The sequence below is a fragment of the Micromonospora sp. NPDC020750 genome, from assembly GCF_044334565.1.
In the GTDB taxonomy this organism is placed as follows: Bacteria; Actinomycetota; Actinomycetes; order Mycobacteriales; family Micromonosporaceae; genus Micromonospora.
In genome coordinates, this window is the sequence record NZ_JBIRTH010000002.1 from 983,983 (window position 1) to 998,271 (window position 14,289).

The following is a 14,289-nucleotide window of genomic DNA, read 5'->3' on the forward strand; positions in this document are numbered from 1 at the left end:
AAGCCCACCCTCCCGCCGGTCCTGCTCAGGTCCTGATCAGGCCGTCTCGGCGTCGACCCGGAGCGCATCGATGTCGAGGTCCACCTCGTCCGGGCTCGCCCCAACCTGGCCGGTGTCGCGCAGGTGCTTGTTGTGCCGGGGCTCCTGCTTGGTCTTGGAATCGTTGAGCCGGCGACGCAGGTCGTCCCGCACGTCGTTGAGCGCGGCGTGCAGGTCCTCCTCCGACGAGGTGGTGACGATCTTCTGTCGGCCGGCGATCCAGCACTCCAGGGTGACCTTCTGCCCCCGGGCCTCCCGATCCTTCACCGACACCTCCAGCTCGGTGGCGTCGGCGTGGAAGCCGGCCAGCCGGGCGTCGAGGGTGGCGAACTGCGTGGCGATCCAGTTCCGGTCGCCCTGGGAGAACCCGGCACCGACCCGCAGACACTCACCCACGGTCGCGGGGTTCGCCACGGCGCTCATCGGCGGGCCTCGCCCTCGGTGCGGACGGAACCGGTCGTACGGAGTCGGCAGAGAGTCATCTTCCGTGGCCCTTCTGATCGGACGGCATGCCGCCTACTGTCAGCCGGCGCGCCGTCGGTGGTGCTCGCTTGATCAAAGCTGTACCCAGCCACGGACCGTCCGGAAACACCCTCCGACTGTCCTGTGGCGGGTGCCATTCCCCCGCCGTCCGCGCGGACAGTCGGCGACGGGCCGCCGGCCGAGGCGTTGACTCCACCGGGGGACATAGCACATTGGGACCTTGATCAGGTCGTCGTCCACAGGCCGCCCCGTTGTCCACAGGTGGCGACCGGCCGATGGCGACGGGGGGCCGGGACGGCCAGGCTCGGCGGCGAGTCGACTCGCCATGGCAAGTCCCGGTTCTCCCCTGGAGGGACGATGTTTGACACCCACGTAACGATTGTCGGAAACGTCCTAACCGCCCCCGAGTGGCGGCGCACCACCCAGAGCAACACGTTGGTGGCCAATTTCAAGGTCGCCTCCACCGCCCGCCGGCTCGATCGGGACAGCGGCCGGTGGGTCGACGGCAACAGCCTTCGGGTACGCGTCAACTGCTGGCGCAAGCTCGCCGAGGGGGTCGCCTCCTCGGTGATGGTCGGCGACCCGGTCGTGGTGGCTGGCCGCCTCTACACCCGGGACTGGACCGACGAGGCCGGCAACCACCGCACCCTCTACGAGATGGAGGCAGTCGCGGTCGGGCACGACCTGGCCCGGGGGCGGGGGCGGTTCCTGCGCAACCGGCCGAGCATGGCCACCAGCATCGTCGAGGACGCCGAAGCGGAGACCCGGGTGCACGGGGAGCCGACGGAGCGGGTCCCGCGGGGACAGGTGCCCGCCTCGCCGGCCGACCGTCCCTTCGACGAGGAATTCGAGCCGGGCGGCTTCGACCAGGCCCGGGGCTCGTTCGACGCCCCACACGTCGGGCGGGACCTGGCCGGCGGCCCCGGCTTCGAGGACCTGGCGGGAGATCCCTTCGACGACCGGGCCGACTCCGCCGACGACGAGCTGACGGAGTTGGGCGGGGACGGCGGGGACGACCTGTCCCCGTTGCCTGACGGCGAGGCACCCTCCGGCGACGTCGCCCGGGCCGGTGAGGTCGGCCTGTCGGCCCAGGGCGGTCACGACGACCCGGAACCGCCCGGCGGCGAGCCGGACGGGGTGACACCCGACCGCCGGGGCCGGCGGGGCCGTGGACGGGTCCCGGTCTCCGCCTGACGATCGACCGAGACGCTCGGCGGACTGGCACGGGGCAGCCGACGGGCTGGCACGGGGTGGCTGACGGGCTGGCACGGGGCGCTCGACGGGCCGGCACGGGGCAGCCTGTCGAGCGTCGTCCGCCCCGATCCGCCGCCGCGGAGAGGCCCGCCCCGGTGCCGGTTCTCCCATGGGGGAAGGAGACGGCACCGGGGCGGGCGGCGGCTACCCGCGTGCCCGTGCCCAGGACAGGAAGCGGTCCGTGAGGTTGCCCGGGGGCGAATCGGGGTTGAGTCGGGTCAGGTGTTCGGCCGCCTCCAGCTTCAGCGCGGCGAGGTAGATCAGCAGGCCGAGGCGGTTGCCCCGGTACTCGACCAGCAAAGAGAGCCGGGCGTCGCCGCAGGGCCAGGGATGGCCGCAACGGCGGCACAGCCAGACCGGGCGGACGGGCAGGTGCGGGCGGGTGGCGCGAGTCATCAGCGCACCCGCAGGGCGACGGCGCGCGCCTCGTCGTCGGAGAGGGGCATGAACCAGAGGAAGCGCCGTACGATCTGCGGCGGCGTCGGGCCGTCCGGGTGGCCGCGTAGGTCCCGGACCGCCTGGCCGAGCAGCAACGTGAAGCACGACAGCAGCGCGCCGCGCAGGTGCCGGTCCAGCGGCAACCCTCGCCAGGTCGAACACGGGAACTCCTCGCCGCACGCCTCGCACCGCCAACCGGGCCCGGCGGCGCAGTGGTCGGTCAGGTCCGGTTCGCGTAAGTCCATCACCGCCACCCGTCGTTCCCGTGCAGCCCCTCGCCCAGCGTCCGGAACTCGCCGACCCGCTCCCGGAGGACCCGGGTCGCCACGCCATTACGCGGCACCCGCAGCGGCGGGATCATCGGCCCCACAAGGGGAGGGTCGTAACGCGCCGGCTTCGGCTGCTGGTCCGGCCCCGGCTGCTGCTCGGGCCTCGCCGCGCGATGCGCCCGGCACGCCTGGCACGCGCAGTGCCGGCCCCGCCGGGTCCGATGACGTCCTCCTCGGTGCGACATGGCTCTCCCTGTCCGTCGAGTACGAAAGCGTTGCCCGTTCCTGGAAGGAGACGGGGCAGCCCTGGTCCAGGACCGCCATAGCCATCGCTCCGCCAGCGGTCCGCTGATGGAACTCTGCGTTGTGACCGCCTAACCTCGGAAGGTGATCGGCCGCCTTGGAGAGACTTCGACGGAGATCGTTTCGACTCGTGGGGGCGTGTGAGGGATGAAGCCGGAAGGTTGGGGGAGGCGTGGGGACGTGGGCATGACCGCTGCGGAGATCCTGCTGGACGAGCTGCGCCACGCCAGAACATCGCGCGGCATGAACCAGGACGAATTCGGCAGAACGGTAAGCTACTCAGGCACTCACATCAGCGCGGTGGAGACCGGCACCCGCCCGCCGACAGACGACTATGTCGCGGCAGTGGACAAGGCTCTGAAGACAGGCGGCATGTTCGCCCGGCTGTTTGAGCGGTTGTCGGAGCTTGATGCCGCACCCCTCTGGCTGCGCGAGTGGATCACTTTTGAGCAGCAGGCACGGGCCCTGCGCTGGTACGAGGTGGCATGGGTTCCGGGACTTCTCCAGACTGAGGGGTACGCCCGCGGGGTCTTCGCCAGCGACGGCAGGCTGAGCGCTCAAGAGGCGGAAAATCGAGTGGCCAAGCGACTCGCGCGGCAGAAGATCCTCGCAGGTGAAGACCCGCCGCAGCTCATAGCGATCGTGGACGATGCCGTCCTTCGCCGCCCCGTCGGCGGTGCGGCGGTCATGCGGGAGCAGCTCTTCCACTTGGCGCATCTCAACCAGGACAGTCGGCGCGTCAGAATCCACGTCGTACCGTCCGGGGTCGGCGCGTACGCTGGCTTGGACGGCCCGTTCGTCATCGCGACCCTGCCTGGCCTGGTCGATGTCTGTTACCTCGATAACCGGCTTCAGGGCCAGGTAATCGAGCGGAGTTCCGAGATCGCGGTTGTCCGCGAACAGTGGGAAGCCACGCTCGCCGAAGCGCTTACCCTTCAACAGTCCACCGAACTGATACTGGAAGTGGCGAAGTCATGGACCTGACCGGTGCACGTTGGCGCAAGAGCACTCGAAGTGGCACCAACCAGGGGGCTTGCGTAGAGGTCGCCGACAACCTCGTGGCGGCGGTCTACGTCCGCGACACGAAGGACAACGGAGGCGGGCCGGTCCTGGCGTTCTCCCGCGAATCCTGGGGAGCCTTCGTCGCTCGGGTCGCCAAGCGGGCCTGACCGGCGGAAACTTGGCCCCCCCGTACCGGCGACCGAGCGCACCGGACCTGCCGCGCTGTTAGCGTTCGGGCTGTGCGTGGGGAAATCAGGCTCGATCATTGTGTGATCGCGGTGAGCGACTGGGACAGGTCGGCGGCCTTCTACCGGGACGTGCTCGGTGCCGAGGTCGTCGGGCATCCCGGCGGCCGGGTCGCGTACCGGTTCGGCGACCAGCAGCTCAATGTCCACGGCCCCGGCCTGGACGTCGGGGCGCTGGTCGCTCGTCCTCCTGTCGCCCCCGGCGGTAGCGACCTCTGTTTCTCCTGGCCCGGAACGGTGGACGAGATTCTCGACCATCTCCGGCGGCACGGCGTCGACGTGACGGCCGGGCCGGTCGACCGGGACGGCGGGCGCGGCCACGGCAGGAGCGTCTACTTCCGCGACCCCGACGGATCGTTGCTGGAACTGATCAGTTACCCGTGACGGCCGGCCGTGGCGGTCGATCAGGCGGCCCGACCTGGACCCGGGCGTGAGGTCGACAAAGCGGACGTGGCCCCGCCCTGGGGGAGGCGCTGCGCGTGGAAAATCCGACCAGTGGCGGGTTCTCGTCAATCACCGCGGCTAGGCTGGCCGGCCGGAGGTGGTGGCAGGTGCGGCAGTCGGTCGCCGTGGCTAACGCGGCAGGTCTGGTGGCGGGGTACGCCCTGGACTCCCTCCTCGGTGATCCCCGGCGGTGGCATCCCGTGGCCGGCTTCGGCCGGGCTGCCGGGGCGCTGGAACAGCGCGTGTACCGGCCGGACCGTACCGCCGGGGTGGTGTTCACCGCCCTCGCCGTCGGGGTGCCGGTGCTGGTCGGCGCGGCGGCGACGGTGGCCACCCGGCACCGGCCGGTCGGCCGGGCCGTGCTGATGGCCGCCGCGACCTGGACCGTGCTCGGCGGGCGCACGCTGCGCCACGAGGCGAAGGTGATGGGCCGGGCACTGCGCGGCGGGGACCTGCCGACGGCCCGCCGCCGCCTGGGGCACCTGTGCGGGCGGGACCCGTCGACGCTCGACGAGCCGGAGCTGGCCCGCGCCACCGTCGAGTCGGTCGCCGAGAACACCTCCGACGCGGTGGTGGCGCCGCTGCTGTGGGGGGCGGTCGCCGGCCTGCCCGGCCTGCTCGGCTACCGCGCGGCCAACACGCTCGACGCGATGGTCGGCCACCGGTCGCCCCGGTACGCCCGGTTCGGTACCCCGGCGGCCCGCCTCGATGACGTGCTCAATCTCGTCCCGGCCCGGCTGACCGGGCTGCTCACGATCGCGGTCGCCCCGACCGCGCACGGCGACCGGGGCCGGGCGTGGCGGGTCTGGCGGCGGGACCGCAACGACCATCCCAGCCCGAACGCCGGGCAGTGCGAGGCGGCGATGGCCGGGGCGCTCGGCGTGCGGCTCGGCGGGCGCAACATCTACTTCGGGCGGTCGGAGGTGCGCCCCTACCTGGGCGACGGGCCCCGCCCGGAGGCGCGGCACCTGAAGCGGGCGGCGCGGATCTCCGGCGCGGTAGGGCTGGTCGCGCTCGGCGTGGCCGCCGCGTACCCGGTCACCGCCGGCCGGCTGGCCGGCGTGTTGGCGCGGGCGGGCCGGCGGGCCGTGGCCGCCGGGGCGCGCAGGACGGGGGCGGGACGGTGAGCGGGGGACTGCTGGTCGCGGGGACGACCTCCGACGCGGGCAAGAGCGTGCTCACCGCCGGCATCTGCCGCTGGCTGCACCGGCGCGGGGTGCGGGTCGCGCCGTTCAAGGCGCAGAACATGTCGAACAACTCGGCGGTGGTGGTCGGCCCAGACGGCCGGGGCGGCGAGATCGGTCGGGCCCAGGCGATGCAGGCGGCGGCCAGCGGGATCGCCCCCGACCTGCGGTTCAACCCGGTGCTGCTCAAGCCGGGCAGCGACCGGTCCAGCCAGGTGGTGCTCCTCGGCGAGGCCGTCGACACGGTCACCGCCGGCAACTACCACGCCCTGCGGCCCCGGCTCGCCGAGGCGGCGTTCGCCGCGCTCGCCGAGCTGCGCGAGGCGTACGAGGTGGTGGTCTGCGAGGGGGCCGGCAGCCCGGCGGAAATCAACCTGCGGGCCGGCGACTACGTGAACATGGGGCTGGCCCGGCACGCCGACCTGCCCACGATCGTGGTCGGGGACATCGACCGGGGCGGGGTGTTCGCCTCGATGTTCGGCACGGTCGCCCTGCTCGACCCGGCGGACCAGGCGCTGATCGCCGGCTTCGTGATCAACAAGTTCCGGGGCGACCTCGGCCTGCTCCAGCCAGGGCTGGACATGCTGCACCGGGTCACCGGCCGCCCCACGTACGGGGTGCTGCCCTGGCACCTCGACCTGTGGCTCGACGCCGAGGACTCCCTCGCGTACGGCCGGGTGCTCGGCCGGCCGGCGGCCCCGCGCGGCACCGACTGGCTGGACGTGGCGGTCGTCCGGCTGCCCCGGATCAGTAACGCCACCGACGTCGAGGCGCTGGCCACCGAGCCCGGCGTCCGGGTCCGGCTGACCGTGGAGCCCGCCGAGCTGGCCGCCGCCGACCTGGTCGTGCTGCCCGGCTCCAAGTCCACCGTGGCCGACCTGGCCTGGCTGCGCCAGACCGGGCTGGCCGACGCCGTGCTCGCCCACGCGGCGGCCGGCAAGCCGCTGCTGGGCATCTGCGGCGGCTTCCAGATGCTCGGCCGGGCCGTGCACGACGCGGTGGAGAGCCGCGCCGGCAGCGTCCCAGGGCTGGGCCTGCTGCCCGTCGAGGTCACCTTCGAGAAGCGCAAGACCGTCCGGTCCTCGGCCGGCACCGCCGCCGCCGACCCGGGCGTCCCGGTCCGGGGGTACGAGATCCACCACGGGTACGTCTCGTCGGCCGACCCGGCGCTGCCGCCCCTGCTGACGTACGCGGACGGTGCCGGCGAGGGGGCGGTGCTCGGCGCGGTGTGCGGCACCCACTGGCACGGGGCCTTCGAGTCCGACGCGTTCCGCCGCCGGTTCCTCACCGAGGCGGCCCGACTCGCCGGCCGTACCGGCTTCCGGGTCGCCCCGGACAACGCGTTCGCCGCCGCCCGCGAGCGGTCTTTGGACCTGCTCGGTGACCTGGTCGAGGAGCACCTGGACACCGACGCCCTGTGGCGGCTGATCGAGTCCGGCCCGCCCGCCGCACTCCCGTTCATCCCACCCGGCGCCCCCGCCTGACCCCACCCACCCACCCGCGCCGCCCACCCACCCACCCACCCACCCACCCGCCGCCCACCCGCCCCGCCCGCGCGCCGCCCACCCGCCCCGCCCACCCGCCCCGCCCGCCCTCCCGCGCAAATTCACGGAATGTGTGGTCATGGAGCGCGGAGAGGCAACACATTCTCTGAATTTGCGCGGGAGGGCGGGCGGGCGGGCGGGCGGGAGGGCGGGCGCGCGCGGGAGGGCGGGCGTGCGGGGGCGGGCGGGCGTCGCGGGTGTCGGTTAGAAGTGACGTGTCGCACATGTCCGGACAGGCCCAGGCCGGCAGCCCCGGGTGCGGCGAGGGTTCGACGGTGGGCCGTGACGGGCGGGCGCGCTCGCTAGGCTGCGCCGATGATCTTCAATCGCAGGGGGAAGCTGGCGGACCGGATCGCCGCCGTCGAGGCGGCCGTACGCGGGCGCGACGGCACCGCCATGACCAGGGCCGTGCCGAGGGTCTGGGAGGTGGCGCAGCAGGCGTCCGTCGCGGAACTGGACGCGGTCCTGCCCCGCTGCGTGGCGCTGCTGCCGCAGCTCGGCCCGGGGGCCGGGGGGCAGTTCTCCGTCCTCTGCGGTGCGCTGGTCGAGCTGGGCGCCCGTCCCGACCCGCTGGTCGCCCCGGTGGCCGACGGGCTCGCCGCCGCCCTCGCCGCCGCGCACCGGTTCCGGTCCGGCTGGCAGCGGGTACGCGGCGACGACGCGCTGCCCGACCCCGAGGACCCCGGCACCACGGACACGGCGATCGGCGTGCTGACCGAGGCGTACGGCGACGAGCAGCGCGCCTCCGACGCGGTCCAGGGCTGGTACGCGTCCGGCACCTGGGCCATGCCCGCGATCACCCTGTTGCAGCAGTCCGCCGCCGTGCGGGCCACGTTCCCGCACCGGGAGCGGCTGCTCGCGGTCGGGACGGAGCTGGCCGGCGAGCGGCCCGACCTGGAGTGCGTCCTCGGGCTGCTGCGGGTGCTCGACGGCGAACGGCTGCTCGTGCTGCACCGGGCGACGGGCCGGGGATGGCGGGTCACCATCGACGGCGTCGCCGACAACTTCCAGCTGCACACCCTGCTGGCGGGAGCGCTCGCCGGGCCGGCCGAGCGGGGGCTGATCGAGGGGCTGACCGTCGACCCGTCCTGGGTCGAGGTGGCCACCGACGCCCCCGAGGACCGGTTCGGCGGCACGGTAGTCGGCAGCTTCAACCTGGTCGACGGGCACGGCAAGTGGATCTGGAACGAGGGCGCGCCGGCGGACATCCCGCTCTTCGACGACGCCCGCGTCGTGGTCCTGGACCCGCCGCCGTACCAGCGGAGCTGGAACAACATCCGGCGGTTCCCGCTGATGTCCGCGGCGCTGACCGTGGAGGAGACGCTCGCTCCGACCGAGGCGGCCGACTGGCTGGCCCGGGTGGCCGAGCCGGCCTGACCGCCGGCGTCGGAAGACGGCCGGATCAGTAACGGACGTCGGCGGGGTGGTCGGACATCGACAGTCCCGCCTCCCGCCACGCCTGCACCCCGCCGACCATGTCGGTGGCGCGGTGCAGGCCGAGCGTCCGCAGGCTGGCCACGGCCAGGCTGGAGCTGTAGCCCTGCCGGCACACCAGCACGATCTCCCGGTCGTACCCGGTGGCCTCGGGGACGTGCCAGTCGCTGGCCGGGTCCAGCCGCCACTCCAGCACCGTCCGGTCGATGACGACCGCGCCGGGCAGCTCGCCCTGTTCCCGGCGCTGCGCCTCGGTTCGGGTGTCGACGAGCAGTGCGCCGAGGCGTACCGCCTCGACGGTCTCGTGCGGGGTCAGCCGGCGAACCCCTGAGCGGGCCTGTTCCAGCAGGGCGTCGACGCCCGGGCTCATCACGTTGTGGCGCACGGCACGAGCATGCCCGCTGCCCGGGTGGTCCGTGCGGTGAAACGGCCTCGGTTCGACCGGACGACGTACCCGCCGTGGGCGGGGCGCCCCGGACCGCTAGCGTCGGGCCCGTGGTGGTTCCGGTCGTCGAGACGTACGCCGAACTGGGCCGGCAGGTGCTGGCCGGGCCGGCGCGGTTGGGGCGTACCCGCCTGGTGGCGGTCGACGGGCCCAGCGGCGCGGGGAAGAGCGTCTTCGCCGCGCGCCTCGCGGACGCCCTCGCCGCGCTGCCCGGCGGCGGGCGACCGCTGGTGGTGCACACCGACGACCTGCTCGACGGCTGGGACGACCAGCTCACCTTCTGGCCCCGGCTGGAGGCGCGGGTGCTCGCGCCGCTGCGCGTCGGCCGGCCGGGCGGGTACCAGCGGTACAGCTGGGTACGCGGGTCCTTCCTGCCCGGCGAGGTGCCGGTGCCGCCCGCCCCCGTGGTGCTCGTCGAGGGGGTCAGCTCGGCGCGGGCCGCGGTCCGGCCCGAGCTGGCGCTGTCGGTCCTGGTCGTCGCGCCCGACGAGCTGCGGTTGACCCGGGCGGTGGCCCGGGACGGGCCGGGGATCCTGCCGGAGCTGCGCCGCTGGCACGCCGGCGAGCGGGCGCACTTCGCCGCCGACGCCACGGCCGACGCGGTGGACCTGATCGTCGACGGGGCACCGGCGGTGCCGCACGATCCCGACCGGGAGTACGTCCGCCTCCGGGCCGGGGGCGGCCGGTGTCGGTAAGGCCGGCATACCATGCCGGTCATGACCCCCTTACCGATCATGTCCGACGCCGAGGTGCGGGCCGCCGTCGAGCGGGAACTGCCCGGCGTCCGCGAAGACCTGGAACGACTCGTCCGAATCCCCGGCATCGCCTTCGAGGGCTTCGACCACTCGCACGTGGAACGCTCGGCCGAGGCCGTGGCGGAGCTGCTGCGCGGCTGCGGCCTCGACGTGCGGATCGTGCGCTCGGGCGGGCAGCCTGCGGTGATCGGGACGAGGGCCGCCCCGCCCGGTGCGCCGACCGTGCTGCTCTACGCCCATCACGACGTGCAGCCGGTCGGCGACCTGTCGCTGTGGGAGTCCGACCCGTTCGAGCCGGTCGAGCGCGACGGCCGCCTGTACGGGCGGGGCGCCGCCGACGACAAGGCGGGAATCATGGCGCACGTCGCGGCGCTGCGCGTGTTCGGCGACCGGCTCCCGGTCGGCGTGGTGCTGTTCATCGAGGGCGAGGAGGAGTACGGCTCGGACTCGCTGGAGCGGCTGCTCGCCGAGCACCGCGACGAGCTGGCTTCCGACGTCATCGTGATCGCCGACTCGATGAACTGGGACGTCGGCGTGCCGGCGCTGACCACCTCGCTGCGCGGCATCGTCAACTGCTTCGTCGAGGTCCGCACCTTGGACCACGCCGTGCACAGCGGCATGTACGGCGGCGCGGTGCCGGACGCGCTGACCGCGCTGGTCCGGCTGCTGGCCACCCTGCACGACGACGCCGGAGACGTGGCCGTGGCCGGGCTGGCCGCCCGGGAGGGCGCCTCCGTCGACTACCCGGAGGACCGGTTCCGGGTCGAGGCCGGGCTGGCCGAGGGGGTGTCTTTCATCGGCACGGGCCGGATCACCGACCGCATCTGGACCAAGCCGGCGCTCGCGGTGCTGGGCATCGACGCCCCGGCCACCGGTGAGGCCCCGAACGCGCTGGTACCGGCCGCCAAGGCCAAGCTGAGCCTGCGGCTGGCGCCGGGTGACGAACCGAAGCGGGCGTACGCGGCGCTCCAGGAGCACCTCGCCGAGCACGCGCCGTGGGGCGCCCAGGTGACGGTGACGTTCGAGCACGACGGCGATCCGTGCGTCATCGACGCGTCCGGGCCGATGTTCGACGCGGCGCGGGCCGCCTTCCGTACCGCCTGGGACGGCACCGAGCCGGTGGACGTCGGCATCGGCGGCTCGATCCCGTTCATCGCCACCTTCCAGGAGATGTTCCCGCAGGCCGCGATCCTGGTGACCGGCGTCGAGGACCCGCACGCCCGGGCGCACGGGCCGAACGAGAGCCTGCACCTCGGCGAGTTCGCCCGGGTCTGCGGGGCCGAGGCGTTGCTGCTGGCCAAGGTAGCCGCTGCCGGCACGAACCGGAGTTAGGTGACGAAACGGTAACGCCCCGGTTCGGGCGGGCGTTTTCGGCGTGTCGGGAGTCGTGCTGTTATAGCGTTTCGAACATGAGTACGAACGAGGTGATGGCCCGGCTTGAGGCCGCCGTCAGCGCTCTGGGGGACATCGACGTCTCCGCGTGGCCCGAGGACACGCTCAAGGAACGGATCGGTGATCTCTCCACCGCCCTGGTAGCGCTCGACGCGGTGCTCTCCCGGGTCGCCGACGAGGTGCGCGCCCGCGGCCTGCGCATCGAGGAGGCCGTTCCGGCCTGATCAAGGTCGTCGCCGGGCTGGTCTGGGGGGAGTGGCCCGGCGTCGGGGGGCGGCTGGGCGGTCGGAAGCGGCAACTTCCGGCCGCCGCCGCGTATCCCCAGCGGTGTCGGGGGTGGCTGGCAGGATGGGAGCGTGCGGTTCCTCGACCTGGCGGCCACCTCCGCCGCCGTGGGCGCCACCAGCGGCCGGCGGGCCAAGGTGGAGTTGCTCGCCGCCGCCCTGAAGGCGCTTGACCCGGCCGAGGTTCCGGCAGGGGCGGGCTGGCTCGCCGGCGAGCTGCGACAACGCCAGACCGGTGTCGGCTGGGCCGGCCTGCGCGACCTGCCTCCGCCGGCCGCCGAGCCGACCCTGGCCGTCGCCGCGGTCGACGCCGCGGTCGACGAGATCGCGGCGGTTCGCGGCCCCGGATCCCAGGCCCGGCGCCGGGCGTTGCTCGACGCGCTCTTCGCCGCGGCCACCGCCGACGAGCAGCGCATGCTGCGCGGGTTGTTCAGCGGCGAGCTGCGCCAGGGCGCCCAGGCCGGGCTGCTCGCCGACGCGGTCGCCCGGGCCGCCGACGTGCCGATCGGCGCCGTCCGCCGGGCCCTGCTGCTCGCTGGTGACCTGCGCGCGGTCGCGGTGGCCGCCCTGCGCGGCGGTGCCGTCGCGCTGGCCGACTTCGGGCTCCAGGTCGGCCGTCCGCTCGCCCCGATGCTGGCGCAGAGCGCCCCCTCGGTCGACGAGGCGCTGGCCGCGACCGGCGTCCCCGCCGTGGTCGATGTGAAGCTCGACGGCATCCGCATCCAGGTGCACCGCGCCGGCTCCGACATCGCCGTCTTCACCCGGAGCCTGGACGAGATCACCGCCCGGGTGCCCGAGGTGGTCGCCGCCGTCCGGGCGTTACCCGCCCGGCAGTTGGTGCTCGACGGCGAGGCGATCGGGCTGGACGCCACCGGCCGGCCGCTGCCGTTCCAACAGACGTCCAGCCGGGCCGCCCGCCGCACCACGCCGAGCAACACCGGCCCCGCCCCGGTCGCACCGGCGGTCCTCGCCGCCGCGGGGACCACCGGCGAGGCGGTGCTGACGCCGTACTTCTTCGACCTGCTGCACCTCGACGGGGAGGACCTGGTCGACCGGCCCGGCCGGGAGCGGTGGGCGGCGCTGGCCGGGGCCGTCGACCCGACGTTGCTGGTCGGGCGGGTGGAGGTCGACGGCCCGGAGCCGGCCGGGGCGGCCTTCGCCGCCGCCCTGGACGCCGGCCAGGAGGGGGTGGTGGTCAAGTCCCTCGACGCACCCTACGACGCCGGGCGGCGCGGCGCGGCCTGGGTGAAGGTGAAACCCCGGCACACCCTCGACCTGGTGGTGCTCGCGGTGGAGTGGGGCAGCGGCCGGCGCAGCGGGTGGCTGTCGAACCTGCACCTCGGCGCGCGGGACCCGGGCAGCGGCGAGTTCGTCATGCTCGGCAAGACGTTCAAAGGGCTCACCGACGAGGTGCTGCGCTGGCAGACCGAGCGGTTCCTCGCCCTCGCCGTGGAGCGGGGTGACTGGGTGGTCCGGGTCCGCCCCGAGCAGGTCGTGGAGATCGCCTTCGACGGTGTGCAGGCCAGCTCCCGCTACCCGGGCGGGATGGCGCTGCGCTTCGCCCGCGTGGTCCGCTACCGCAGCGACAAGACCGCCGCCGAGGCGGACACGATCGACTCGGTCCGGGCCATCCACGCCGGCCGCCGCCCCTGACCGGCCCCGGGGCCACTCCGGCCACAGGGCGCTGTCGGGCGACGGAGGCCCCCGGGGCGGCGGCGGGGCGGCGGGGTCGGGGCTCAGCGCATCGACAGGGACCGGGCGTAGTTGACCTGGTTGTTGACGTGCATGACCTGACCCTGGTCGGTGACGGGGATGCGGGCCACGTACTGCCGGGCCCCGCTGGTGACCGTGACCTGCACGGTGCCGTGGTGCCGGGTCTCCTTGATCAGCAGGAAGAGCAGGCTGAAGATGGTGAGGCAGAAGAACCCGAGGACGGCGCAGACGATCGCCCAGGGGGCGATCTTCTCCTCCTTCTGCCAGTAGTCGGCGACGTGCCACTGTGCCCCGGCCAGGGGCAGCACGCCTGCGGGCGTACGAATCTCCGGCGGCGTGACCATGATCTCGCCGATCTGCACCGCCACGGCGGACGGCGTCACGTACTGCGGACCGCCCGGGGCCGCGGTCGGCAGCGCCATCACGGGCGGGTGCGGCCCGGGCCGACCGGCGACCGGCGGCCCGGAGTAGGGGTCTGGCGGTGCCGAGTACGGGTCCGGCGGTGCCGAGTACTGAGCCGACGGTGTGGAGTACGGGTCCGGCGGTGTGGAGTACTGAGCCGGCGGTGTGGAGTACGGGTCCGGCGGTGCCGAGTACTGAGCCGGCGGTGCGGAGTACTGAGCCGGCGGTGCGGAGTACTGAGCCGGCGGTGCGGAGTACGGGTCCGGCGGTGCGGAGTACGGGTCCGGCGGTGCGGAGTACGGGTCCGGCGGTGCGGAGCGCTGGACGGGCGGCGGCGAGTGCGGGGCTGCCGGGACCTGGTCGCCCGACGCGGCGGGGAACGGTCGGGTGGCGGGCAGCGCGGCGGGCGGGGCAGCGGCGAACGGGTCGGCCGCGGCCGGGAACCCTGCCGGCGGGGTCGAGTACGTCGTCGACCGGGGCGTGACCGCCCAGGGATCGGTCGACGGGTGTGCCGTCATCGGCTCCGGCGGGTGTCCCGGGGCCGACGGCTCCGGGTGCGGCGGTGGCGTGGGATCAGGGGTCACCGTGACCCCCCACGGGAGTTGATCACCCGCGGACCCTACAACGTTCCGCCGGGTCGCGGGTCCGCCGACCGTCCG

15 protein-coding genes and 1 pseudogene are annotated in these 14,289 nt (G+C 74.1%); 11 read left to right on the plus strand and 5 right to left on the minus strand.

What is annotated here, in order from left to right; all coding sequences use genetic code 11:
• Nucleotides 1–36: 36 nt before the first annotated feature.
• Nucleotides 37–462, minus strand: coding sequence for an HPF/RaiA family ribosome-associated protein (locus tag ACH4T9_RS09790; protein ID WP_396669973.1), 426 nt, complete (start codon nucleotides 460–462; stop codon nucleotides 37–39).
• A gap of 417 nt (nucleotides 463–879) precedes the next feature.
• Here ACH4T9_RS09790 and ssb point away from each other — a divergent pair, with 417 nt between their 5' ends.
• Nucleotides 880–1,716: a single-stranded DNA-binding protein gene (gene ssb, locus ACH4T9_RS09795; protein ID WP_396669972.1), complete on the plus strand. Its 837-nt coding sequence runs from the start codon at nucleotides 880–882 to the stop codon at nucleotides 1,714–1,716.
• Nucleotides 1,717–1,920: 204 nt separating this feature from the next.
• Here ssb and ACH4T9_RS09800 read toward each other — a convergent pair whose 3' ends face one another.
• Together ACH4T9_RS09800 and ACH4T9_RS09805 are read right to left on the minus strand one after the other, a co-directional pair.
• On the minus strand, nucleotides 1,921–2,172 hold the full coding sequence (locus tag ACH4T9_RS09800) for a flavin reductase (protein WP_396669971.1): 252 nt from the start codon (nucleotides 2,170–2,172) through the stop codon (nucleotides 1,921–1,923).
• Nucleotides 2,172–2,459, minus strand: coding sequence for a hypothetical protein (locus ACH4T9_RS09805; RefSeq protein WP_396669970.1), 288 nt, complete (start codon nucleotides 2,457–2,459; stop codon nucleotides 2,172–2,174). Before ACH4T9_RS09805 ends, ACH4T9_RS09800 begins: the two co-directional genes overlap by 1 nt.
• Before the next feature lie 513 nt (nucleotides 2,460–2,972).
• Here ACH4T9_RS09805 and ACH4T9_RS09810 point away from each other — a divergent pair.
• The 6 genes from ACH4T9_RS09810 (at nucleotide 2,973) to ACH4T9_RS09835 (ending at nucleotide 8,582) form a co-directional block, all read left to right on the plus strand.
• Entirely contained in the window at nucleotides 2,973–3,770 is a 798-nt protein-coding gene (locus ACH4T9_RS09810) for a Scr1 family TA system antitoxin-like transcriptional regulator (RefSeq protein ID WP_396669969.1), read from the plus strand.
• Nucleotides 3,761–3,955 (plus strand): DUF397 domain-containing protein, encoded by a 195-nt coding sequence (locus tag ACH4T9_RS09815; RefSeq protein WP_396669968.1) that lies wholly within the window; start codon nucleotides 3,761–3,763, stop codon nucleotides 3,953–3,955. The genes ACH4T9_RS09810 and ACH4T9_RS09815 overlap by 10 nt, the downstream gene beginning before the upstream one ends.
• 72 nt (nucleotides 3,956–4,027) lie before the next feature.
• Nucleotides 4,028–4,417, plus strand: coding sequence for a VOC family protein (locus tag ACH4T9_RS09820; protein ID WP_396669967.1), 390 nt, complete (start codon nucleotides 4,028–4,030; stop codon nucleotides 4,415–4,417).
• 167 nt (nucleotides 4,418–4,584) lie between these two features.
• Nucleotides 4,585–5,604 (plus strand): cobalamin biosynthesis protein, encoded by a 1,020-nt coding sequence (locus ACH4T9_RS09825; RefSeq protein ID WP_396669966.1) that lies wholly within the window; start codon nucleotides 4,585–4,587, stop codon nucleotides 5,602–5,604.
• Nucleotides 5,601–7,145: a cobyric acid synthase gene (locus tag ACH4T9_RS09830; RefSeq protein WP_396669965.1), complete on the plus strand. Its 1,545-nt coding sequence runs from the start codon at nucleotides 5,601–5,603 to the stop codon at nucleotides 7,143–7,145. Before ACH4T9_RS09825 ends, ACH4T9_RS09830 begins: the two co-directional genes overlap by 4 nt.
• Nucleotides 7,146–7,520: 375 nt before the next feature.
• Entirely contained in the window at nucleotides 7,521–8,582 is a 1,062-nt protein-coding gene (locus tag ACH4T9_RS09835; protein WP_396669964.1) for a hypothetical protein, read from the plus strand.
• 25 nt (nucleotides 8,583–8,607) lie between these two features.
• On the opposite strand, the gene ACH4T9_RS09840 is transcribed toward ACH4T9_RS09835, so the two are convergent.
• Nucleotides 8,608–9,009: a rhodanese-like domain-containing protein gene (locus ACH4T9_RS09840; RefSeq protein ID WP_396670720.1), complete on the minus strand. Its 402-nt coding sequence runs from the start codon at nucleotides 9,007–9,009 to the stop codon at nucleotides 8,608–8,610.
• Here ACH4T9_RS09840 and ACH4T9_RS09845 point away from each other — a divergent pair.
• The 4 genes and pseudogenes from ACH4T9_RS09845 to ACH4T9_RS09860 all read left to right on the plus strand — a co-directional run.
• Nucleotides 8,977–9,826: pseudogene (locus tag ACH4T9_RS09845) on the plus strand (uridine kinase); the annotation flags it as partial. The gene ACH4T9_RS09840 and the pseudogene ACH4T9_RS09845 overlap by 33 nt on opposite strands.
• On the plus strand, nucleotides 9,819–11,171 hold the full coding sequence (locus ACH4T9_RS09850; protein ID WP_396670719.1) for a dipeptidase: 1,353 nt from the start codon (nucleotides 9,819–9,821) through the stop codon (nucleotides 11,169–11,171). The pseudogene ACH4T9_RS09845 and the gene ACH4T9_RS09850, both read left to right, overlap by 8 nt.
• A gap of 77 nt (nucleotides 11,172–11,248) precedes the next feature.
• Complete coding sequence (locus ACH4T9_RS09855) at nucleotides 11,249–11,455, plus strand: hypothetical protein (RefSeq protein WP_396669963.1); 207 nt, start codon at nucleotides 11,249–11,251, stop codon at nucleotides 11,453–11,455.
• 132 nt (nucleotides 11,456–11,587) lie between these two features.
• Complete coding sequence (locus tag ACH4T9_RS09860) at nucleotides 11,588–13,168, plus strand: ATP-dependent DNA ligase (RefSeq protein ID WP_396669962.1); 1,581 nt, start codon at nucleotides 11,588–11,590, stop codon at nucleotides 13,166–13,168.
• Nucleotides 13,169–13,251: 83 nt separating this feature from the next.
• Here ACH4T9_RS09860 and ACH4T9_RS09865 read toward each other — a convergent pair whose 3' ends face one another.
• Nucleotides 13,252–13,650 carry a hypothetical protein gene (locus tag ACH4T9_RS09865; protein WP_396669961.1) on the minus strand — a complete coding sequence of 133 codons (399 nt, stop codon included), beginning with the start codon at nucleotides 13,648–13,650 and terminating at the stop codon, nucleotides 13,252–13,254.
• Between the last annotated feature and the right edge of the window lie 639 nt (nucleotides 13,651–14,289).

Bases quoted from the DNA above. Each gene is read 5' to 3' on its own strand.
- ACH4T9_RS09790 (WP_396669973.1), bottom strand. From the start codon at position 462: ATGAGCGCCGTGGCGAACCCCGCGACCGTGGGTGAGTGTCTGCGGGTC.
- ssb (WP_396669972.1), top strand. From the start codon at position 880: ATGTTTGACACCCACGTAACGATTGTCGGAAACGTCCTAACCGCCCCC.
- ACH4T9_RS09800 (WP_396669971.1), bottom strand. From the start codon at position 2,172: ATGACTCGCGCCACCCGCCCGCACCTGCCCGTCCGCCCGGTCTGGCTG.
- ACH4T9_RS09805 (WP_396669970.1), bottom strand. From the start codon at position 2,459: ATGGACTTACGCGAACCGGACCTGACCGACCACTGCGCCGCCGGGCCC.
- ACH4T9_RS09810 (WP_396669969.1), top strand. From the start codon at position 2,973: ATGACCGCTGCGGAGATCCTGCTGGACGAGCTGCGCCACGCCAGAACA.
- ACH4T9_RS09815 (WP_396669968.1), top strand. From the start codon at position 3,761: ATGGACCTGACCGGTGCACGTTGGCGCAAGAGCACTCGAAGTGGCACC.
- ACH4T9_RS09835 (WP_396669964.1), top strand. From the start codon at position 7,521: ATGATCTTCAATCGCAGGGGGAAGCTGGCGGACCGGATCGCCGCCGTC.
- ACH4T9_RS09840 (WP_396670720.1), bottom strand. From the start codon at position 9,009: ATGAGCCCGGGCGTCGACGCCCTGCTGGAACAGGCCCGCTCAGGGGTT.
- ACH4T9_RS09850 (WP_396670719.1), top strand. From the start codon at position 9,819: ATGTCCGACGCCGAGGTGCGGGCCGCCGTCGAGCGGGAACTGCCCGGC.
- ACH4T9_RS09855 (WP_396669963.1), top strand. From the start codon at position 11,249: ATGAGTACGAACGAGGTGATGGCCCGGCTTGAGGCCGCCGTCAGCGCT.
- ACH4T9_RS09865 (WP_396669961.1), bottom strand. From the start codon at position 13,650: ATGGCGCTGCCGACCGCGGCCCCGGGCGGTCCGCAGTACGTGACGCCG.